Annotated in this window: 20 protein-coding genes and 1 tRNA gene; 12 read left to right on the top strand and 9 right to left on the bottom strand. The window is 53.0% G+C overall.

Going from position 1 to position 19,874, the window contains the following annotated elements; genetic code table 11:
* From cas7c to ACYUBO_RS10265, 3 genes are all read left to right on the top strand, one after another.
* Positions 1 to 867 (top strand): type I-C CRISPR-associated protein Cas7/Csd2, encoded by an 867-nt coding sequence (gene cas7c, locus ACYUBO_RS10275; RefSeq protein WP_460374129.1) that lies wholly within the window; start codon positions 1 to 3, stop codon positions 865 to 867.
* Between the two features lie 672 nt (positions 868 to 1,539).
* Positions 1,540 to 1,806: an AbrB/MazE/SpoVT family DNA-binding domain-containing protein gene (locus tag ACYUBO_RS10270; RefSeq protein ID WP_460374126.1), complete on the top strand. Its 267-nt coding sequence runs from the start codon at positions 1,540 to 1,542 to the stop codon at positions 1,804 to 1,806.
* On the top strand, positions 1,800 to 2,048 hold the full coding sequence (locus tag ACYUBO_RS10265) for a type II toxin-antitoxin system RelE family toxin (protein WP_300330282.1): 249 nt from the start codon (positions 1,800 to 1,802) through the stop codon (positions 2,046 to 2,048). The genes ACYUBO_RS10270 and ACYUBO_RS10265 overlap by 7 nt, the downstream gene beginning before the upstream one ends.
* 408 nt (positions 2,049 to 2,456) lie before the next feature.
* Here the strand turns inward: ACYUBO_RS10265 and ACYUBO_RS10260 are convergent, their stop codons facing one another.
* Together ACYUBO_RS10260 and ACYUBO_RS10255 are read right to left on the bottom strand one after the other, a co-directional pair.
* Complete coding sequence (locus ACYUBO_RS10260) at positions 2,457 to 3,584, bottom strand: Fic family protein (protein WP_460374124.1); 1,128 nt, start codon at positions 3,582 to 3,584, stop codon at positions 2,457 to 2,459.
* Positions 3,585 to 3,737: 153 nt separating this feature from the next.
* Positions 3,738 to 4,757 carry a hypothetical protein gene (locus tag ACYUBO_RS10255; RefSeq protein WP_460374122.1) on the bottom strand — a complete coding sequence of 340 codons (1,020 nt, stop codon included), beginning with the start codon at positions 4,755 to 4,757 and terminating at the stop codon, positions 3,738 to 3,740.
* Between the two features lie 226 nt (positions 4,758 to 4,983).
* Between ACYUBO_RS10255 and ACYUBO_RS10250 the strand changes: the two genes are divergently transcribed.
* On the top strand, positions 4,984 to 5,850 hold the full coding sequence (locus tag ACYUBO_RS10250; RefSeq protein ID WP_460374120.1) for a tetratricopeptide repeat protein: 867 nt from the start codon (positions 4,984 to 4,986) through the stop codon (positions 5,848 to 5,850).
* A gap of 9 nt (positions 5,851 to 5,859) precedes the next feature.
* Here ACYUBO_RS10250 and ACYUBO_RS10245 read toward each other — a convergent pair whose 3' ends face one another.
* From ACYUBO_RS10245 to ACYUBO_RS10235, 3 genes are all read right to left on the bottom strand, one after another.
* The gene (locus ACYUBO_RS10245; RefSeq protein WP_460374118.1) at positions 5,860 to 6,279 is read right to left on the bottom strand and encodes a rhodanese-like domain-containing protein; all 420 of its coding nucleotides are present in this window, start codon (positions 6,277 to 6,279) and stop codon (positions 5,860 to 5,862) included.
* Positions 6,280 to 6,343: 64 nt separating this feature from the next.
* Positions 6,344 to 7,048: a glycerophosphodiester phosphodiesterase gene (locus ACYUBO_RS10240; RefSeq protein WP_460374116.1), complete on the bottom strand. Its 705-nt coding sequence runs from the start codon at positions 7,046 to 7,048 to the stop codon at positions 6,344 to 6,346.
* Between the two features lie 5 nt (positions 7,049 to 7,053).
* Positions 7,054 to 8,619, bottom strand: coding sequence for a beta-ribofuranosylaminobenzene 5'-phosphate synthase (locus tag ACYUBO_RS10235; protein ID WP_460374114.1), 1,566 nt, complete (start codon positions 8,617 to 8,619; stop codon positions 7,054 to 7,056).
* An 87-nt stretch (positions 8,620 to 8,706) separates the two neighbouring features.
* Here ACYUBO_RS10235 and ACYUBO_RS10230 point away from each other — a divergent pair, with 87 nt between their 5' ends.
* The 6 genes from ACYUBO_RS10230 to ACYUBO_RS10205 all read left to right on the top strand — a co-directional run bounded on the left by ACYUBO_RS10230 (position 8,707) and on the right by ACYUBO_RS10205 (position 12,473).
* The gene (locus ACYUBO_RS10230; RefSeq protein WP_300334645.1) at positions 8,707 to 9,153 is read left to right on the top strand and encodes a PPC domain-containing DNA-binding protein; all 447 of its coding nucleotides are present in this window, start codon (positions 8,707 to 8,709) and stop codon (positions 9,151 to 9,153) included.
* A 118-nt stretch (positions 9,154 to 9,271) separates the two neighbouring features.
* Positions 9,272 to 9,526, top strand: coding sequence for a FeoA family protein (locus tag ACYUBO_RS10225; protein WP_460374112.1), 255 nt, complete (start codon positions 9,272 to 9,274; stop codon positions 9,524 to 9,526).
* A gap of 2 nt (positions 9,527 to 9,528) precedes the next feature.
* Positions 9,529 to 9,768, top strand: a complete 240-nt coding sequence (locus tag ACYUBO_RS10220) for a FeoA family protein (RefSeq protein ID WP_300334705.1) — start codon at positions 9,529 to 9,531, stop codon at positions 9,766 to 9,768.
* Positions 9,765 to 11,765: a ferrous iron transport protein B gene (gene feoB / locus ACYUBO_RS10215; protein WP_460374109.1), complete on the top strand. Its 2,001-nt coding sequence runs from the start codon at positions 9,765 to 9,767 to the stop codon at positions 11,763 to 11,765. The genes ACYUBO_RS10220 and feoB overlap by 4 nt, the downstream gene beginning before the upstream one ends.
* A 3-nt stretch (positions 11,766 to 11,768) precedes the next feature.
* Positions 11,769 to 12,209, top strand: coding sequence for a hypothetical protein (locus ACYUBO_RS10210; RefSeq protein ID WP_300334579.1), 441 nt, complete (start codon positions 11,769 to 11,771; stop codon positions 12,207 to 12,209).
* On the top strand, positions 12,210 to 12,473 hold the full coding sequence (locus ACYUBO_RS10205) for a hypothetical protein (protein WP_460374106.1): 264 nt from the start codon (positions 12,210 to 12,212) through the stop codon (positions 12,471 to 12,473).
* Here ACYUBO_RS10205 and ACYUBO_RS10200 read toward each other — a convergent pair.
* Positions 12,470 to 14,224 (bottom strand): serine hydrolase domain-containing protein, encoded by a 1,755-nt coding sequence (locus tag ACYUBO_RS10200; protein ID WP_460374103.1) that lies wholly within the window; start codon positions 14,222 to 14,224, stop codon positions 12,470 to 12,472. The two genes, ACYUBO_RS10205 and ACYUBO_RS10200, sit on opposite strands and share 4 nt — an antisense overlap.
* A gap of 144 nt (positions 14,225 to 14,368) precedes the next feature.
* Between ACYUBO_RS10200 and ACYUBO_RS10195 the strand changes: the two genes are divergently transcribed.
* Complete coding sequence (locus ACYUBO_RS10195) at positions 14,369 to 14,839, top strand: peptidylprolyl isomerase (protein ID WP_460374101.1); 471 nt, start codon at positions 14,369 to 14,371, stop codon at positions 14,837 to 14,839.
* Positions 14,840 to 14,843: 4 nt separating this feature from the next.
* On the opposite strand, the gene ACYUBO_RS10190 is transcribed toward ACYUBO_RS10195, so the two are convergent.
* From ACYUBO_RS10190 to ACYUBO_RS10180, 3 genes are all read right to left on the bottom strand, one after another.
* Positions 14,844 to 15,677 (bottom strand): ATP-binding protein, encoded by an 834-nt coding sequence (locus ACYUBO_RS10190; RefSeq protein WP_460374098.1) that lies wholly within the window; start codon positions 15,675 to 15,677, stop codon positions 14,844 to 14,846.
* Complete coding sequence (gene cooS, locus ACYUBO_RS10185) at positions 15,667 to 17,634, bottom strand: anaerobic carbon-monoxide dehydrogenase catalytic subunit (RefSeq protein ID WP_460374095.1); 1,968 nt, start codon at positions 17,632 to 17,634, stop codon at positions 15,667 to 15,669. The genes ACYUBO_RS10190 and cooS overlap by 11 nt, the downstream gene beginning before the upstream one ends.
* 186 nt (positions 17,635 to 17,820) lie before the next feature.
* Positions 17,821 to 17,893 (bottom strand) — tRNA-His (locus ACYUBO_RS10180).
* 180 nt (positions 17,894 to 18,073) lie between these two features.
* On the opposite strand from ACYUBO_RS10180, the gene infB reads away from it, so the two are divergent.
* Positions 18,074 to 19,849, top strand: coding sequence for a translation initiation factor IF-2 (gene infB, locus ACYUBO_RS10175; RefSeq protein ID WP_300329219.1), 1,776 nt, complete (start codon positions 18,074 to 18,076; stop codon positions 19,847 to 19,849).
* Positions 19,850 to 19,874 lie beyond the last annotated feature (25 nt).

Below are 19,874 nucleotides of genomic sequence, written 5' to 3'. Positions count from 1 at the left end.
ATGGCAATTGAAAACAGATATGAATTTGTAATGTTGTTTGATGTGGAAAACGGTAACCCGAACGGCGATCCGGATGCAGGAAATATGCCCAGGATCGACCCGGAGACGAGTTACGGAATCGTGACGGATGTTTGCATCAAGAGAAAGATCCGGGATTACGTGGCAACGGTCAAGGAGGAAGAACCGGGTTTCCAGATCTATGTTCGCGACGGAGCTGTTTTGAATGCTCAGCACGAGCTTGCCTACAAGAAATATGACATGAAACCTGAAGAGAAGAAACTGCCGAAAGATGAAGCGGATGCAAAAAAGATCACGGGATTCATGTGTGAAAACTTCTACGATATCCGGGCTTTTGGTGCGGTCATGACGACAAAGGTGAACTGCGGACAGGTCAGGGGTCCGGTCCAAATCAATTTCGCCCGAAGTATCGATCCGATCGTGCCTCAGGAGATCACGATCACCCGTGTCGCGGTGACGAGTAAAGAGGATGCAGAGAAGAAGGAGCATGAAATGGGAAGAAAACACATCGTCCCATATGCTCTTTACCGTGTTGAGGGGTATATTTCTGCAAATCTTGCACAGAAGGTCACCGGTTTCAATGATACAGATCTTTCTTTGCTCTGGGAAGCTTTGATCAATCTGTTCGAACACGATCACTCGGCAGCACGCGGTAAGATGGCAACGAGAAAGTTGTTCGTGTTCAAACACGAATCGGCTCTCGGCTGTGCTCCGTCTCACGTATTATTCGATCTGATCTCCGTGAAGAGAAAGGATGCAGCAAAACCTGCACGCAGTTTTGATGATTATGCGATTAAGGTGGAAACGGGTAAAGTGCCTAAATCTGTAGAACTGATCGAGAAACTCTAAGCCGGAAAATTATCCCTGCATCTTCATCTTTTATTGAAGTCGTGTCTTTCGAGGGCACGTGGATTCAATGAAGCGCCAAGTAGTCAAGGAAGATCTTTCCTTGACGATGAACTACCTGGAAACAAATACGGGTCTCAGGAAATAGGATACCTCACCGCGGATCGCTCCGCGCCGGAGTCGCGGTCCATTTATTTCTCCTTTGCAAAAGTAAACTATTTCCCATTTACATTTAGGGGTTACACACGAGGGGGTTGAAAAATCCGAATCGTCATAATTTGTCTTATTTCCCAAAACGGAGCTATTTAAGAATTGCCTTCACATGGCAAAGATCTCGTGTTCGAATCACGATGAATCCATGTTTTCCTTTTTGCGTTTCCAAGAAAGAGAGAGATGCTGACTCTGGGCACTCCTCAGGTACTGGTATTACGACCTTAAGCTGATGGTGAATAATCGTCGATTATAGTCGATGATTTCTGGAAAAACTGTCGACTATACTCGATGATTTTGGGGGGTGGTGAGTTCGCTCCTGCTTATGTGCCGCCTGTTTCAGAAATACTGCATCGATGCTCCTGAACTGATTCGGGGATGTGGCGACACGCTCGTGAACAGTTTCCATATCCAGAATGCATAGGCTCATATATGTGTGTGTAAGATATATCTTACTGATTGCATATGGAGATCGGAATTATCAGAATGAGTTCAAAGGGTCAGATCGTCATCCCGGCATCGATGAGGAGAGATCTTGATGAGGGGGAACAGCTCGTCATCATCAGGGATGGAGGCCGTTTTATCTTAAAGCCGCTTGATGATCTTGAACCGGCACTGGAAGATGATCTCAGGTTCGCCGAGCGGACAGAGAAAGCCTATCTGGAGTTTGAGAAAGGAGAATTTACCAGAGAAAAGGATGTTGACTTCCTTCATAAGCTGAAGTCATGGTAACCGTTGCATATGATGTATCGTTTGAAAAGACGATTAAAAAGATACGGGATTCCAGAACAAAGCAACGGTTGAAGCAACAGATTATCAGGATCATCGGGGATCCTGAGATTGGAAAACCAATGAGGTATGCCCGGAAAGATACGCGGGAGGTGTATATTCCTCCATTCCGGCTATCATATTGCTATGATGCCAAGGAGGATCTGCTCATCTTTCTTGATCTGTATCATAAGGATGAGCAGTGAGGAGTAAGGAGTATTCCTTAGTACCCTGTACATTGTGTTTAGACAATCCCGGATCTCTTCATTTTATGGATAAAGAGAGGGGATATCTTCTCCCCTCTCCCAAAACGCCCTGTGAAAAACTCATTTCCTGAGGACGATCTGGCCTGGCTGGATATTGATCTCTAGAGGTTTTGATGAATACGGGTTCGTGTTGTTTGTATGTCATCTGTGTCCCACAATCTGATTTGTGGGACACATTGTTCTTTTCATGTCCCGCAAAAGACTTTGTGGATCGTAGATGACCCACAATATATCCCGGCGGCCTGGTTTTTCGAGATGATCCGGTGGCTGCAAAAGGTGTCCGGGATAAGAACTGTTTCGTTCTGTAACATATGCAGGTACGGTGATCGTAAGTACTATCATCCTCTCCTACAGTCTGTCTCCTTCTGTGATGGCAATCAGCCGGGGGAAGAGATAGGTTGTAGCACGACGCCCGCTTCCTTCAGCCAGGATGGTAATGATCTCCTGTTCACGGAGTTGTTGAAGTATCCGATTCGCTGTCTTCTTTGGGATCCCTGTTTGGTCGTAAAATTCAGATGGGGTGAAGATTGGTGTTCTGAAGAGGGCATCGATTGCGGCAACGGCATACTGCGATCGTGTTATCTCTGGAATTGTCTGTTTCATCTCATTATGGAGATCCAGAATGGTCCTTGCTGTCCTGCCGTTGGTTTCTGCCTGCTCCTCAATGGCATGGAGAAAGAATGCAATCCATCCGTTCCAGTCCCGATCCCGTGAAATGGCAAGGAGCCGTTCGTAATAGAGTGGTCTGTTCCTCTCAAGATAGTCACTGATGTAGAACATAGGGCTTCCTATCAGTGCTTTTTTGTACAGGATCAGCGGGACAAGCATTCGGCCTATTCGTCCGTTTCCATCGGAGAACGGGTGAATAAGTTCAAATTGTGCTTTGAGTATTGATAACTGGACAAGAACATCCCTCTCTTTATAGTTCAGGTAGCTCTCCCAGTCTGCAAGCACTTTTAACACACAATCTGGTGAAGGTGGGACAAAGATTGCATGCTCAATATCTGCATCCCGCCCGATAAAATTCTGGATTGAGCGGATGCATCCTGGTTCACGGTTCATACCGCGGCTGCCTGTCAGGAGAATCCTGTGCAGATTGCAGATAAGTGGTATATCCAGATTTTGGGATTTAAGGGCATCAACCGCCGTGCGAAGTGCTTCCCGATAATTGATGATCTCCTGGATATCGGCAAGGCTTGCATCGCTGATCGGATCTTTTGGGTTTGCCTCAAACTTCATGACATCCTTAAGCGATGCCTGTGTACCCTCGATTCGTGACGAGATCACTGCTTCCTGTGTCAGGAGTGGGGAGAGGAGGAGTTCGGGGTTTGGGATCGCATTGAGAATGCCGTCGTACCTGGCAAGGGCACGGTTTGCTGATGCTATCTGCGGGATATGGCTCTCCCAGTTGATTGTATCCGGGGGCAATTCATCGGGGATATAAGGCTTTACTGTCATCATCTCATGGGATTGCATACAACAGTCCGGGTACTGGTGGTGATCTGGGTCGCCATTTGTCGGACTTTGTATTCTATGGTACTGAAGATACTTGCTAAATGGTTGTTGAAAACCTTTATGTTTTTGCTGTAATCAAATGAATGGTCTCACCTTACTCCTCTTCATCTCCCTTCACCCCCGCCTCCATGCAAACACCGCCACTACAAAGAGGGCCGCTATGGTTGCATAGATGAGCGGGCTCTTTTCGGGCTCAGGCTCAGGTGAGGGGGTCTCCGGTTCCGGCATGGTTGGTATTGGTGCTGGCAGATCTGTAGGTGGCTCTTCAGTGGGTGGCATGCCATCGAGCACGGTGATGGTTGTGGTGGCAGCCTGATCTGTCTTCAGCGACGTAACCTTCACCGTGTACTCATCAGGGAGGAACGCAGCCGGGTCGACCTCAAAGAAGAACCTCTGTGAGAAGGCGTCGCCCGGAACCACCTTTGCTATCCCGGAGGCTCCTGAGAAGGGCTCAGGTTTTGTCTTGCTGGTGTGTCCAAATGCTGATGATACGACCTCGACGAGGAGATCATTTCCAACAGCCAGGTTCGTTCTTCCCCTGATCATAAACCTCTCTGCGGTGTATATGGTATTAATCGGGTCAATTTCGATCCGGGGTTCTTCCATGAGAAATGTCGTTCTCATGTAGGTATCGTCGATATTCTGGTTGTCTAAAAGTCGAATGAGGGCTTCTGCTGCATTGGATCCCTGGAGGCGGCCGGGCCCTTCTGCTATGAAGGCACCGGCACCCGGTGCTCCCGCACTCCCCACCATCCGCACATAGGTTGTTCCGGCAGTCGTGGTTGTATCCTCGACCACATCGAACCGGTTATTTGCCATAGGATGCTGGACGACGGCGAAATACTGCCCCGATGCCATCTGATTTGTCCGCGTGCCTGTGAGCTCGTATGAGAAGCTTGCATCAGTTTCGACCTGCTGCGTATCCCTGAGATAGTAGTTGTGCCCGAAGATCCAGACTGCAACACCCGCACTCGGGCTTCCGTACGCATGCCCTTCAATGAAGACGCTATCGCCTTTTGCTGTCGAATGGAGTGATCCCGGCATGGAGGCGGCAGCAGTTGCGGGTATTCCCAGGATCGCAATCAGCAGGATCAGGGCGAGAACCGATCGTTCTTTCCAGCTTTTCTGTTTCATGGTAATCTCCTCTATCATTCTCTTTTATTTTAATTCTCATTCTGGTCTTGTATCAACGATTCCAATGACGGCAGATTCCAAATAGTTTCTTCTGCCCGTCATCTGCCAGCCCCGCCGCGTGGTATCGTGGTGAATGTTCGTGTGAATTGAACATATGGTATCATCAGTATTATCAGGCGGCAGTAAAAACTGAGATCTGCGGAGGCGTATACATATCAACCCAAAAGTGCTTCAGAGAAAGATCGAACGGGCAGAGATCGCCCTGAATACCGGAAAATATGAAGAGGCTCTTCGTACCTATGATGAAATCCTGAAGAAGAGGCCGGATCATGCCGGATTCTGGATGAAGCGTGCGGCTGCCCTCGTCTGCCTCGAACGTGATCAGGAGGCGATCGAGTCGTTTGACCGCTCAATCGCGATACATCCGCTTGATGCCGCTGCCTGGATCAGCCGTGGTGTCCTCCTGCATGAGATGGGCAGGGGGGAGGAGGCGGCAGCCTCACTTGCGAAGGCAGAGGAGATCGATTCCGATCATCCTTCCCTTCGAAATGCACGGGAACGGCTGAAGAAACCAGTTATCTCTTCAGTTTCTGCACCTAAAACCGATCAGGATCCACGGAATTCAAAGAGAGAATTCCTTCTCTGGTGTGATTCACTGAAACAAGCCCGGCGGTTCGATGAGGCGCTCAGGGCAGCAGAGGAGGGTCGGAAGAGATGGCCGGGCGATCTGAATTTCCAGAATATCATGGGTGCGGCGCTGGTGGAGCTGGGGCGGCCAGAAGAAGCCCTCCCTCTTTTTGAGCAAAGTCTCTCACTCGATCCAGAGAGCGGGTATGCCTGGCATTTTCATGGACGGGCTCTGATGGACTCTCACCGGTATATTGAAGCGCTTGAATCCTTTGAAACCGCCCTTAAGTATAACCCTGAAAATGCAAATACCTGGTTCTATCGAAGTATCACCCTTCAAACTCTTGGGCAGATACAGGAGGCAGAAACCTCAATGAAAGAGGCGGCAAGGCTTGATCCGGTAAACATCGGGTTGACCGCCTCACGGTATCTGGCTATCTTCTCAGATCTGCTTAGAATGAAATGATCCTCCTCTTCACCTGGCAATGGATCCTCCGGCCCTCTGCCAGGCGGAGATCCCTCCTCCAAGATTATAGACCTCGGTGAAACCAAGATCTCCCATCATCCGGAGTGCAGAACTGCTCTTTCCGCCTGCTGCACAGTAGATGAGATATGATCCATCCCGATCGAGCCTCCCCGCCTCCTCAGCAAATGATGAGGAGATATCGATATTCACTGCGCCCGGGATATGTCCGGCAGCATACTCATCAGCTCTTCTGAGATCGATGATTGTAAGTGTGGGATCTAATCCGGTCAGGAGGATCGCCTCACTTGCAGTAATCGTCTGGAGTTTTGGAACCGGATCATTCTCTACGGATTCCCCCGGAGCAGTACATCCGGATGCTGCAAGCAGCATGATAAGGATTAGTCCTGCTGACAAGACCGCTTTTCGCATAGCTCTCTATTGTCTCACCCGGATATCTGTTTTTGCTGCCGGGGTGTTGGAACTTGGAATCCAATCAAGCCTGTTCTGTATCTCTTGCATTCCTCAATGAGCCGAAGAATGTCCGTGCTGAATGCGGATCATCTGTTACTATCCCGTCAACTCCGATTTTGGAGGCTTCTTCGAACACTTCTTCCGAATTGAGGGTCCATGCAAAGGTTTTGAGGCCGGCTCTCCGGCTTGTATCTATTTGCTCCTGAGTTGTGTCAATAAACCGCAGAAGGATATATGATGCAGGGATCGATGCCGCCACCCGGACCGGATCAGCACCGGGAGACCGGAAGATGTACCCGATTCCGGCATCAGGGAGCAGGGGAGCGATCCGGCGGAGGCAGTCTGCATCAAATGAGGCGACAAGCACCTTCGAAAGCCCTGCCTCTTTCACAAGAGCGGCAACCTGATCCTCATAACCTCCCTCCTTCAGTTCGATCACAAGCCCGCATTCACCAAGATCAAGGGCGAGCACCTCTGCGAGTGTCGGGATCGGCTCGCCCTCCCCGGCATCCAGTGCCTTCAGCTCAGCGAGGGTATAATCCCGGACAAAACCGGATCCGTCTGTTGTCCGTTCAAGGGTTGGATCGTGGATTACAACCAAAACACCATCCCGGCTTATCCGTACATCTATCTCGACATAGTCTGCCCACCTGCTCCCCTCCCTGAGGGCAGTGATGGTATTCTCAGGACGGGTGGCACGGGCCCCCCGGTGGCCGATGATGATCATCTGTCTCACCCCATCCTCACAATCGCTCCACTGTTCCTCGCGGAGACCTCCTCCACCGTGCCGCCAATTCCCTCAAGTGCACAGCGGGCGGCCTCCGCAACCTGTCTGTCGCCCCTGTCGATGATCGCATAGACGGTCGGCCCAAATGATGAGAGGCCCGCCCCGTATGCCCCTGCCTCACAGAGCAGGGCGGGGAGGTTCCGGAGGTTCTCCGGCTGAAGTGATGCCTCCACCCGCTTGAAACCGATCTCCTGCATCCGGCTCACCGCCGCCCCAAAGCGCCTGATATCACCTTCGACAACAGAGGGAAGCATCTGCATCATCACGAGATGGCAGATCTCCTGCACTTCGGCAAGAGGCACCGGGCAGTATTCAGAGAAGATATCCACCTCGGCATCCTCCGAGGCGCCGGGCTCTGTCTCCGGCGTGACCAGCAGGATTCCCCAGTCTTCGGGGAATGGATGCCGGAATATGACCGGTGCCGGTGCTACCCCGCGTGAGGCAGATGAAGGCTTAAAAACTGTTTTCTCCTGATCCGGTCCGAACCGGTGCCCCCCGTCGATGATGATTCCCCCGTCATCAAAAGCGGCCGTTCCAATGCCGGATGTCCCTCCACGGCCGGTGATCCGGGCGAGATCCAGTGCTGTTGCCTCTCTTCCGAAGAGCTCTGCCACTGCTTTTCCTGCTGCAAGTGCAATCTGTGTTCCGCTCCCAAGCCCCGAGTGGCGGGGGAGGAGGGTATGGAGGATGATTGTGGCACCGCCGGTGAGCCCGAAGTGTTCGATCACAGCAGCTGCTGCCTCCGCCGCACGCCGCCTGCTCTCCTCATCCCCTCCATGCACCGAAATCCGGCCGGCAGCACGCGCCTCAATGAGGAGATGCGGCCGGTCAAGGGTGATCCCGACCCCTCCGTCAACGCGGCCGATGCTCCCGTTTAGGTCGATCAATCCGATATGAAGGCGGGATGGGGTATCCACGATGACCCGCTTTGTATCTGAGAATGTGCCTGACGAAAAGATCTCGGTGATCACCATGAGGGGCTCATCTTTGTGGATGATCCTGTACCTCCGGGCAAAGAGTGGCTCACCAGGAAGAATGCCGAATATTCCGGCGAGATGCTCATCTGCCGGATATGAATCGATCGTCAGGATCTCGCGGCGGGATTCTATTTTATGTTTTTTGAGGATGATTCCGATCGGAATATCGGCCTTCATCATATCAGTTCTCATCTCAGGAGCAAGCCGGTTGATCGGGGTGTATGAGATGGCATAGATGAGCGGCCGCCCCTCCTCACCAATACCGAGATCGACAATCCGGTGGTTCACCGGGTCATCCGGACAGATGTCAAGCAGGTCTGCAACCTCATGATCAGCAGGGAGGACCTCCTGAAGCCGGGTCTTCACACCCACATTCGACTCGGTTGCAAGCGACAGGAGATGGGTGACCGACCCGTCCGTTCCAAGGAGCACTTTCTGGAAGGGAGACAAATCCCCGGTATTCACCTCGATCTCACCGATACGAACAGCGATCTCGGTTGCGCCAAGCGGGTGGATCTCATGACCAGTATTCATTATGATGAGGTACTGATCCTGAGGTTCTTACCTCTATTGATCCAAAAATCCCAAACCATAACCACGATCAGATGCACACTACTCTGTATGCAGTATTCGGAAGGCACAGTTGGCCGGGTCTTCTTCCTCCGCTTTGATGATGGCGAGGATCTGATCGAATCGGTCAGTTCATTTATTCAGGAGAAGCAGATCAGCCACGGAGTCATCTCCTTTCTTGGAGCGCTCCATTCTGCCGGGCTGGTAACCGGCCCTGAGGAGGCGGTGATCCCCCCGGTGCCGCATAAGGAGCAGATCGAGGGCGGCTGGGAGTGCCTCGGCACCGCCACCATCTATCCGGGTGAGGGCGGCCCCTCTCTCCATCTCCACGCAGCTGCCGGACGGGGCCGTGATGCAGTCTGCGGCTGCCTCAGGACAGACTGCCGTGTCTATCTTGTGGTTGAGGCGGTCATCTGGGAGGCTCTCGGAATAGAAGGAGAACGCATCCATGATCCGCGGATCGGGGCGGCGCTTCCGGTGCTGGCAAACCGCCTGTAGTGTGTAATCAGGATCTTCGGTTTTCCTATGAAAACCGAATACTTTTCTGTATTCTCCTCTCTTTTCGAATCTTCTTCGACTCTGGGTTATCCCTACCAAACAACAGAACAGACTGGTAATGAGTTCACCAGATCACTCTCCAGTTACCCTTGACACTGTTATATCCGGAGATAAGGCACGGATTGTGAGTGTCAAAGCGAAGGGGCATCTCAGGAAGCGGCTGTTAGAGATGGGCATCATTCCGGGTGCCATCATCGAGTCGATCCGGGTTGCCCCTCTCGGCGATCCGGTTGAGTTCCGGGTCAAAGGCTATAACCTCTCCATCCGGAAAGGGGATGCCGCCTGCATCGAAGTTGTGATGGAGGTGGAGTGAGAATGGCATCCTGCCCTCTCTCTCTTCTCTCTCCCGGAACTGCCGGGAAGATTACGGCCGTCCATGCAGGCCAGGGTCTTCGCCTTCGCCTCTATGCACTCGGCCTTGTACCTGAGGCGACAGTTACGGTTGTCACCCGTGACCGGGGATCGATCATCGTCTCTGTCTGCGGCTGCCGGTATGCCCTCTCCCGCGGGATGGCAATGAAAGTCCTGATTGCACCGGAGGTGGCAGCCCAATGAAGAAGACGATCTCGGTTGCCTTAACCGGAAACCCGAATGTCGGAAAGACGACCGTCTTCAATACCTTAACCGGCGCCCGCCAGCATGTCGGGAACTGGCCCGGTGTCACTGTCGAGAAGAAGATGGGGAGATGCGAGCATGCAGGCACTTCAATTGAAGTGACCGATCTCCCCGGCACCTACAGCCTCACCGCATACTCGGCAGATGAGGTGATTGCCCGGAATTTCATCACTCAGGATCGCCCGGATGTTGTTGTCCAGGTGGTGGATGCTTCAAATCTTGAACGGAACCTCTACCTGACGATGCAGCTTGCCGAACTTGGCCGGCCGGTGATCATCGCCCTGAATATGGTTGATGTGGCGGAGGGACGGGGCGATACCATCGATGAGAAACGCCTCTCCGAACTGCTTGCAATGCCGGTTGTCAGGACGGTTGGAACAAGCGGCAGGGGGCTTGATGAGCTTCTTGAAACGATCGCCGCAGTCGCTGCAAAAGGTGAGAAGCATACCCATACCATAGGGTATGGAGATGATGCTGAAGCCCATATCTCGGATCTTGTCAGGATTCTTGACGACGATCCGGCTCTGGCTGGCGGATATCCGCTCCGGTGGCTTGCTGTCCGGGCAATCGAAGGGGATTCTGCTGTCCTGGCATTGATTGGAAAAAGCAATGTTGCAGAAGCCGTGCAGGCAAGACTTCAGCAGATTGATCTTGATGAATATGAAGCACTTCTCGCTGATAAGCGGTATGAGGCAATAGGTGCGATCCTCCCGCAGGCATGCACAGTCTGCGTAAGGAAGATGACCGGATCGGATATGATCGATCGTGTCGTCACCAACAAGTACCTCGGCATTCCGATCTTCCTCGCCCTGATGTGGGGGGCATTCCAGCTCACCTTCGCGGTTGCCGAGCCGTTTATGGCAGGAATCGAGTATGTCTTCGGCTGGCTTGGTGAAGTTGTGGCAGGCTCAATTGGAAATGAATGGCTGGCATCGCTCCTTGGAGACGGTGTGATCGGCGGGGTCGGCGGTGTCCTCGTCTTTGTTCCCAATATCTTCATCCTCTTCCTGATCCTCTCGATCCTTGAAGGGAGCGGGTATCTTGCCCGTGCCGCCTTCATTATGGATCGGCTGATGTATGCGATAGGGTTGCCGGGCAAGTCATTCATCCCGATGCTGATGGGCTTTGGATGCAATGTCCCGGCGATCATGTCGACCCGGACGATCGAGGATGATCGTGACAGGCTCATCACCATCCTCGTAAATCCGTTCATCTCCTGTGGTGCCCGGCTTCCGGTGTATATCCTCTTTGCAGGGGTTTTCTTCGGAAGGGATGCAGGGAATGTGATCTTCGGCCTTTATGCCCTGGGTATCCTTGTAGCGATCCTCTCGGCAAAACTCTTCAGGAGCACAGTCCTTCCGGGTGAATCGTCACCATTCATCATGGAGATGCCCCCGTACCGGATTCCGACCTTTAAGAACGCGATGCTGAATATGTGGGAGAAGGGATCGACCTACCTGAGGAAAGCCGGAGGGATCATCCTTATAGGCTCGTTAATCGTCTGGTTCCTTGCTTCATATCCCGCCGGTGTCGGGTATGGAAGCGAGGAGAGTTTCGCCGGGATGATCGGGCATGTACTTGAACCGCTCGTTGCACCGCTTGGCCTTGACTGGAAGATCGCCGTTGCACTCCTCTTCGGCTTCATTGCCAAGGAGATCGTTGTCAGTTCGCTCGGTGTCCTCTATGGGGCAGACGAGGGATCAGCCGCCCTCTCTGACGCACTGCTTGCAGATCCCGCCCTCTCGATGGCAGGAGCCCTTGCTGTGATGGTCTTTGTGCTCCTGTATATGCCCTGTCTGGCAACACTCGCGGTTATTAAAAAAGAGACCGGATCCTGGCGCTGGGCCGGGTTCTCGGTTCTGTATGGACTGGTGGTGGCATGGATATTGGCGTTTGTCACCTTCCATCTCGCCGGATACTTCCTCGGAGGTGTATAAACGATGTCGGAATACAGGAAACAGTTGTTTGCAGGGTTCCTTGGACTCCTGTATCTCACTACCGGATTGGCTGCGTTCATCGCCCTGATATCTCCGGAGATAGAACTCTTCGCACTCCTTGGGATCTCAGGTGATCCGGCGATGGGCTTTATTTCAATCATCATCGGGCTCACCCTTATCTTCGGATACCGTGAGCTCTCAAAAGGCATCCATGAGGGTGTTGCATACCTGCATGTCGGGATCGCCCTTGCTCTCGTCTTTGGGTTGATCTGGCTCCTCTCGACTGGTGCTGGGTTTGCCACACTCGCCATCTTTGAAGGCGAGGAGATCACCTTTGAAATGATTCGGGAAGCGATTGTACCGCAGCTCTACCTTGCAGTCATTGCCCTCTTCGGGTTTATTGTATGGGGCAGGGAGTTCTCTGCCGGACTCCTGAGGGATTAAATGTTTAAGGATATTCTTTTGAAACTTGCAGAAGGAGGGGTTGCAGTCCCCCTGCTTGCTGCCGATCTTGGCATCTCTCTTGATCAGCTCCGTGAACGGCTCAGGATGATGGAGCATATGGGCTATATCGCCGGGGATATCGCATGCACCCCCGGAGAACCATCCCCGCTCTGCGCATGTTGCAGCGGGTGCAAGTGTAGTTCTAAGGAGCTGCCCATGCGTTTTCTCCTGACTGAGAAGGGGCGGCGCCTGATCCGCTCCTAAACCGGGAGCAGCAGGTTCCAGGAATAGAGCCATACAAGGAACAGGATTGCCACAGCTCCGATGAACACCCCATCAATCTCTCTCTTCTGCCTGTTCCGGATAATATGGAGGATCAGGCATGACGTCAGCACCAGAGTGGCAGCCGGTATGCAGCGTATCGCACCAAATCCGGGCGGGAGACCAAAGAGTATGCCGACTATCCTGATAGTGCCAAAGAAGAGGAGCATGAAGAGGATCGCCGTTCCTGAAACAAGGGCGATCAGGATGTATCCCTGCTTCTGAAATGGATCGGTCGTTTCAATTGCCCGTTTTCCACCGATGACTGCCCCGGAGAGGAAGACTCCTGCAAAGAAGAGGAGGAGGAGATAGTTAAGGTGCGGATCCCAAGGCCAGCCTGCCCGCTTCCAGCCAATCGAAGGGATGCTGTCCATAAACATCCAGTTTTCACCTTCTGTTTCTGCGAAGACAAGCTTTTCATAGGTATTCACCCCTACAAAATAGCCCGGCTCCACCTCCTGAAATACAGAATCTCCGATCCTTATCCTGTCACCATCCGAATGAACCTGTATCGACAGCTGCTCCCGTCCGATTATGAGCAGTATCCTTTCAAATCCGGCTACAGGAGCACGTGATGAGATGTATGTTCCTGCATAGGCCCTTGTTGATTCCTCCCGGTATGGAAAGGGCTCTTCTTCCTCTGCACGGAGATATGTGTCGAGGAAGGTATGCAGAAGCAGAAACCGCTCAGCCGATCCTCCTGCTCCTGTATAGCAGATAAAGATCCCGAGATTCTCTTCAGGGACAAGGGCAAGAAGGGCGGAGGTTCCGGGAACATCCCCGGCATGCCAGAGAACCCGTCTCTCTCCATGGGAGCGCTCAAAAAAGCCTCCACGGGTGATCCCTGAAAGCCGTTCGTCATGGGAGAAGATCCGGGGATGGGCGTCTTCTCCTGCTTCCAGTGCATGGATCATATAGAGCCCCATATCATGCGCAGTCGTATGCATACCACCGGCCGGGGGATACCGTGAGTAGATAGGGATGCCTTCGGTGAGGACTGTACCGGGGGATCTGGCTGAGAGATGATCCGGGAGGGGTTCACGTACTGTTGTTGCCTCCATCCCGATTGGGGTGAGAATCTCCCGCTCGATATATTCCTGGTAGGAGGTGCCGCTCGCCTCCCCGATCACCGCTCCGGCGAGGAGAGCGCCGATATTCGAGTATGAGGCGATCCTGCCCGGTTCACGAACCCGCACCGGCTGCGTTTTTGTATAGGTTTCAAATGCGGGGAGTATCTCGAGAGGATTCTGTGTGAAGATACCGACTGCCACTTCATCCAGGCCGGATGTATGGGTCATCAGGTGATTGAGCGTTATTGGTTCGGCATAGGTCTCCGGGATCACTGGTCCCGGCAGGAACAGATTGAGATCCGAATCGAGATCGAGCAATCCCTGATCTGCCAGCCGGAGTGCCGCCTCCCAGGTGAAGAGTTTTGTGACTGAACCGATCGGAAGGAGTGTATCCTCAGGATCGAGCGGATAGCTCCCGTCAGCATCTGCGAATCCGTATCCGAGGAGAGCGACTATCTCTTCATCAGCGACAACTGCAATAACCGCACCGGATATATCCGGATCCCGGAGATCTTCTGCCAGATGTGCGGTGAAGAACTCCTCAAGGCTCTCTTCCTCAAGTGCTGCTGTGATCCCGCATACCCCGGCGAGGAGAATGAGTGAGAGGAGGAGAGCCCGGATCATATCCTCTTCCCGACCGCTTCTTCATCAAAGGCGGTGACTATCCGGATCGATCGCACCATACACGCTCCACTTGTCCTGAGCCATAAAAAAGGGTATGGGTACTCTTGAGAAGCATTATCGATAACAATCGCATACCCAGTATACATGACTGATGTACAGAGTGGACAGAAGGTTCTCCTGAAGACGACGATGGGGGATATCACCATCGAGCTCTTTGATGACATGCCGGTGACAGCCGGGAACTTTGCAAGCCTTGTGAAGAAGGGTTTTTATGACGGGATCGTCTTTCACCGTGTGATTGCCGGATTCATGATCCAGGGCGGCGATCCAAAAGGCACAGGTACCGGCGGACCCGGATACACCATCAAAGATGAGTTCTCGCCAAAGAGGAAGAATCTCCGCGGGACGATTGCAATGGCAAACGCCGGACCAAACACCGGCGGCAGCCAGTTCTTCATCAACCTGGTTGACAACACCTACCTCGATTCAAAGCACCCGGTATTCGGGCAGGTTGTAGATGGAATTCAGGTTGTCAATGCCATCGGCAAGACGAAGACCGGTGCCAATGATCGTCCAAAGCCGGAAGTGAAGATCATCTCGGCAACGCTTGTCTGAATAATCATTCCCTCTCTTTTTTCATCAGCAGGGTGGCGATCCCTGCGATTGCTTCTGTGAGCGGACTATCCTCTCCGGCTGTGAGTTCTGTCAGTTCTTTCTGTCCCGGGAGCCTTTCATCATACGGAAGCCGGAAAACCTCTGCAAAAAGGTCTGTATCTCCGAGAATCTCACGGGATCTCTGGAACTCATCTTCATTCCGAATTTTGTTGATGACAAGGAACCGGTTTTGAATGCCAAGTTCGCCTGCGAGTTCGGCGGTCCTGCATGCAGTTCTGAGTGCCTGTTCGGTTGGCTCGGATACTGCGATCAGGTGCGAAAAGCCCCTGCCAAGCCCACGTCCGAAATGCTCAAGTCCGGCCGGGGTGTCCATCAGGATCGCCTCACCATCCTTTACGCGAACCTGCCTCGCGATACTCCTGATGATGGTATTCTCAGGGCAGAGGCAGCCGCCACCGGCAGAGTCCACAGTTCCCATGACGAGGAGGCCTATTCCGTCTGCTCTTCTGGTACCACAGCGGGTGACGATATCCGAGAGATCGGGGTTGAGATTAATGATCCCTCCGGATCCGACCTTCTCCTCAAGATAAGCCCTGTTCTTTGTTACCGGTACAATCTCAGCGGAAGAGAATCCCAGTGAATACGCGAGATCTTCCTGTGGATCGGAATCGATCGCAAGCACTGAGAGGCCTCTTCGTCTTAATTCACCTGCAAGGAGGGCGGTGAAGGTGGTCTTCCCGACACCACCTTTTCCGGTGACGATCACCCGGAGACCGGATAAAGGCCCCTGTATTCTCCGTCTTCTCAGCTGAGCCGGCTGTTTCATCTCAGATGCCAAGCGCCTTCCTCTTCTCTTCAATATGCGTGATGATCAGTTCTGCTGCCTTCAATGGATCGGGCTCGACTGCAAACTTCGCATTCACCACGCCTTCAAGTCCGTTGGTCAGGAGATCGATAACAGCGGGGCTTCCGCTGATATTCGGCATCGGTCCAAGCACGGTGTAGACACCCGATGCAACAAAGTATGATCCTATGGATACCGCCTTCTGCGAATACCATTCTGGTGCCGCACCCGCGACCGGGAGCTGGTGGATACCAACGCCGAGATTGTTTGCAAGAGCTGCCAGAAGGACAAGGATTCGTGAGCAGTCTACGCAGGAGCCCATGTGGAGCACCGGCGGTATGCCGACTGCTTTGCAGATCCCTTTCAGGCCGTCCCCTGCGAGGAAGCATGCATCGGGTGTGAGGAGGCCTGCTTTTCCTGATGCAACAGCGGCACACCCGGTTTCGACACAGAGGATATCATGCTTGATCAGCTCCTTTGCAAGGGTTACATGGCCATAGTCATGCTTGATCTTTGGGTTATTGCATCCTACAATCCCCACCGCACCTCTGATCTTCCCGCTTGCGATCGCATCGACAAGCGGCTGGAGCGTTCCGCCGAGTGCCTTTGTAATCGCTTCCACCGAGAAGCCTGCAGTCACTGCAACGGGTTTTCCCGGTATGAAGATCCTCTCAGGAATCCTGTTTTTAAAGTTCTCAACCGCTGTCCTGACGATTATTTCGGCGGCTTCAATGGCATTCTCTGGCGAGAATCCGACATAATAGGATCCGGGTATCTTTGCTTTTGGGCTTGTTGAGATGATCTTTGTATGGAAGCAGCTTGCGGTTCGTGGGAGTGATGGGAAGATACACTGGTAATCCACGATCATCGCATCAAGCGCACCTGTTGCGATCACAAGCTCCTGGTTGAAGTGGTTCCCTGCCATCGGGATGCCGCGCCGCATCAGCAGTTCATTGCCGGTACAGCAGAGGCCGATGAGGTTGATGCCGGTTGCCCCGTTCTTCTTTGCCATGGCCTGCATTGCCTCGCTCTCCGCAGCTTCAACGATCATCTCCGATAACATCGGGTTATGGCCATGGAGCGTGATATTGACCTGATCCTCCTTGATGACGCCGAGGTTCATCATCGACTCAACAGGTGTCGGTGTACCGAAGAGGATGTCGGATACCTCTGTCCCGATCATCGATCCGCCCCAGCCGTCTCCAAGTGCGGTTCTCAGACCATGGAGGAGCATGTTGGCGTAGTGTGCCCCGACACCCATGTGGACGCGGTGCATCGCCTCAACGATCTCCCGGTCAATGCCACGCGGCAGGATCCCTGCCTGCTCCCAGATGGCGTATGTGGCATCCGGGGCACGGCGGCAGAGTTCTAATTCACCTTTGATCGTCCCGAACTCCTCAAGGAAAGCAAGAGCAAGATCGTGGGCCACCTCGATTGCCGCACGGTCAGTCGGGATATTGTACTCTTCTGCAATGGCAAACAGCTTTTCAGTGTCCTTAATAGTATAGCCGCTGCCTTCTCCTTTACCTACAAGCAATAGCGTTTCTGCAATTTCCCTCCCATGATCGGAATGGGCGGCTGCACCAGTTGTGAGCATATCAAGCAGATTCCGGGCGACGATCAGATCTGCATCTGCTCCGCAGACGCCCCGCACGCGGTTCCGTTCGGGGATGATCCGGCACGGCCCCATCGTACACCTGCTGCAGGAGAGGCCGGTTGAACACCATTTGCACTGCGGCTCCTGCATCTCGCTCCTGTCCCATACGGTCTCTATACCTTCTTTCAGGCAGTGCTCAATGGTCTTCTTGGCCAGCTCATCGATCGACCGCTCCTCCACCTTCTCGTGAATCACTTTTGGGTTCATGAGCGACATCTTTGCCCGATCCATCTCACAGGTTTCAATCTTTTCACCTACAAGCTGCGGTTTTGGCTTTTTTGTTTTATCAGACAATTTAATCCACTCCAGACTGGTGAGATGCACCTTCGTCATCTCTTAGCGATGAAAGAGCGCATGGGCTCTTATAGATAACGGTCAGGGCGAGAGGGGGCGGCGATGTGTGACAGATCTGTACCTTTTGCATATAATACAGAAAGAGGGAATCCTGAAACAGATGAATTGTGTCAAAAAGGTGATTCAGGCCAGGGCCGGGACTCGAACCCGGGTCAAAGGATCCACAGTCCTATAGGATGTCCAGCTACCCTACCCTAGCATAAATGCTCATTATAATTGATGGTAAACATTATTTAACCTAACGGATTGCCCCCAGCCAGTCTCTCATACCAGATTCATAAAGGACTCTCAAAAGAATATTAATACTCCGAATGCGTTATAGACTATCACTTTTCGGGGTTATCCGGTATATAACGGCTTTTCGGAGGGAGATGGAGAAATGGCAAAGAAGAATATCAGAACACCGATCGTCTGTGTACTCGGCCATGTCGACCACGGCAAGACATCGCTTCTGGATAAGATCCGGGGCTCCCAGGTTGTTGACTCGGAAGCCGGAGCCATCACCCAGCATATCGGGGCAACACTGATACCTATTGAATCAATACGCGAGATGAGCGGGGTTTCGGCTGCAACCGAGATCAATATCCCCGGTCTCCTCTTCATCGACACTCCCGGCCACCGTGCCTTCACCACCCTCAGGGCACGGGGCGGCGCACTAGCGGAGATTGCCATCCTTGTTATTGATATCAATGAGGGGTTCAAGCAGCAGACCCAGGAAGCCCTCCAGATCCTGAAAAACTGCAAGACTCCGTTTGTCATTGCGGCAACGAAGGTGGATCGGATCCCCGGATGGCGGGTTCATCCAAACGAACCCTTCCAGAAGACATTTGCCAAACAGAATGAAAGGGTGCAGGGTATCCTTGAGACCCGCCTTTATGAGCTTGTTGGCACACTCTCGGATCTCGGGTTTAATTCGGAACGCTACGATCGCGTCAGGGATTTTGCACGCAATATTGCCATTGTCCCGTCTTCGGGGATCACCGGCGAGGGTGTGCCGGATCTCCTGATGGTGATGATCGGCCTTGCCCAGCGGTACCTTACCGAGTCGCTCAGGATCACTGCTGAGGGTCCCGGACAGGGAACTGTGCTTGAAGTGAAGGAGGAGCGGGGCCTTGGGATGACCCTTGACCTGATCCTCTATGATGGTACCCTCTCGGTCGGCGATGAGATTGCTGTTGCCGGATCAAACGGGTGTATCGTCACAAAGATCCGCTCACTCCTAAAACCGAGGCCGATGAAGGAGATCTTAATCGAGGATCGGTTCGAACGGGTGAAGTCCGTGACCGCGGCAGCCGGAATCAAGCTCTCTGCCCCAAATCTTGATGACGTGATCTCGGGATCGCCCCTCAGGGCAGTCAAAGGAAACCGGCAGGAGGTGATCGATGCAATCGATGCCGAGATGCAGGATGCAAACATCTCCCTCTCGGGCATTGGGATCAGTATCAAAGCCGATACGATCGGGGCGCTGGAGGCGCTCTCAAAAGAACTGGAGGCAAAGGAGATCGAGATCATGCGTGCCGATGTGGGTCCTGTCAGCAGGCATGATATCATCGAGCTTGAGACGATGCGCGATCCTCTCCATAAGGTGATCCTCTGCTTCAATACCGATATCCTTCCCGATGTCTCCGAGATGCTGAAAGATAGCCGGTATTCAGATATCGTCGTCTTCTCCGGGGATATCATCTACCGGGTTATTGATGATTATACTGAATGGCGCGATGAGCAGATCAGGCGCCAGAAGGCCCAGCAGTTTGAAGCGGTGGTCATGCCTGCAAAGTTCCAGCTCCTCCCCAACTGTGTCTTCAGGCAGAGCGGGCCTGCTGTTGTCGGGGTACGGATTCTCGCCGGACTTCTCAGGCCGAAGGTTGACCTGATGGCACCTGACGGCCGCACTGTCGGGTCGATCAAGATGATGCAGGATAAAGGGGAAACTGTCACCGAGGCGAAAGAAGGGATGGAGATCGCCGTCTCAATAGATGGCCCGACGGTTGGCAGGCAGATCAATGTCGGGGATACGCTCTATGTCCAGATCCCTGAGCGGCATGTGAAGGTGCTTGAGACCGAGATGCTCTCTCATATTAATATCAGTTCCCAGGAAGCCCTCTCTGAGTATGCAATGATCAGGAGGAAGGAGAATCCGTTCTGGGGTAAGTAGTATAAACCCGGACACTCAAACAATA

It is taken from the genome of Methanocalculus sp. MC3 (assembly GCF_054767395.1).
The sequence above is the reverse complement of the archived record's forward strand: the minus strand, read 5'-3'. Positions and strand labels throughout refer to the sequence as shown.

Excerpts from the sequence above, each read along its gene's own strand:
- ACYUBO_RS10225 (WP_460374112.1), top strand. The coding sequence starts at position 9,272 with ATGAGTTCACCAGATCACTCTCCAGTTACCCTTGACACTGTTATATCC.
- ACYUBO_RS10230 (WP_300334645.1), top strand. The coding sequence starts at position 8,707 with ATGCAGTATTCGGAAGGCACAGTTGGCCGGGTCTTCTTCCTCCGCTTT.
- ACYUBO_RS10235 (WP_460374114.1), bottom strand. The coding sequence starts at position 8,619 with ATGAATACTGGTCATGAGATCCACCCGCTTGGCGCAACCGAGATCGCT.
- ACYUBO_RS10265 (WP_300330282.1), top strand. The coding sequence starts at position 1,800 with ATGGTAACCGTTGCATATGATGTATCGTTTGAAAAGACGATTAAAAAG.
- infB (WP_300329219.1), top strand. The coding sequence starts at position 18,074 with ATGGCAAAGAAGAATATCAGAACACCGATCGTCTGTGTACTCGGCCAT.
- ACYUBO_RS10195 (WP_460374101.1), top strand. The coding sequence starts at position 14,369 with ATGACTGATGTACAGAGTGGACAGAAGGTTCTCCTGAAGACGACGATG.
- ACYUBO_RS10210 (WP_300334579.1), top strand. The coding sequence starts at position 11,769 with ATGTCGGAATACAGGAAACAGTTGTTTGCAGGGTTCCTTGGACTCCTG.
- ACYUBO_RS10255 (WP_460374122.1), bottom strand. The coding sequence starts at position 4,757 with ATGAAACAGAAAAGCTGGAAAGAACGATCGGTTCTCGCCCTGATCCTG.
- feoB (WP_460374109.1), top strand. The coding sequence starts at position 9,765 with ATGAAGAAGACGATCTCGGTTGCCTTAACCGGAAACCCGAATGTCGGA.
- ACYUBO_RS10260 (WP_460374124.1), bottom strand. The coding sequence starts at position 3,584 with ATGCAATCCCATGAGATGATGACAGTAAAGCCTTATATCCCCGATGAA.
- ACYUBO_RS10200 (WP_460374103.1), bottom strand. The coding sequence starts at position 14,224 with ATGATCCGGGCTCTCCTCCTCTCACTCATTCTCCTCGCCGGGGTATGC.
- ACYUBO_RS10240 (WP_460374116.1), bottom strand. The coding sequence starts at position 7,048 with ATGATCATCATCGGCCACCGGGGGGCCCGTGCCACCCGTCCTGAGAAT.
- ACYUBO_RS10245 (WP_460374118.1), bottom strand. The coding sequence starts at position 6,279 with ATGCGAAAAGCGGTCTTGTCAGCAGGACTAATCCTTATCATGCTGCTT.
- ACYUBO_RS10205 (WP_460374106.1), top strand. The coding sequence starts at position 12,210 with ATGTTTAAGGATATTCTTTTGAAACTTGCAGAAGGAGGGGTTGCAGTC.
- cas7c (WP_460374129.1), top strand. The coding sequence starts at position 1 with ATGGCAATTGAAAACAGATATGAATTTGTAATGTTGTTTGATGTGGAA.
- ACYUBO_RS10220 (WP_300334705.1), top strand. The coding sequence starts at position 9,529 with ATGGCATCCTGCCCTCTCTCTCTTCTCTCTCCCGGAACTGCCGGGAAG.
- ACYUBO_RS10270 (WP_460374126.1), top strand. The coding sequence starts at position 1,540 with ATGGAGATCGGAATTATCAGAATGAGTTCAAAGGGTCAGATCGTCATC.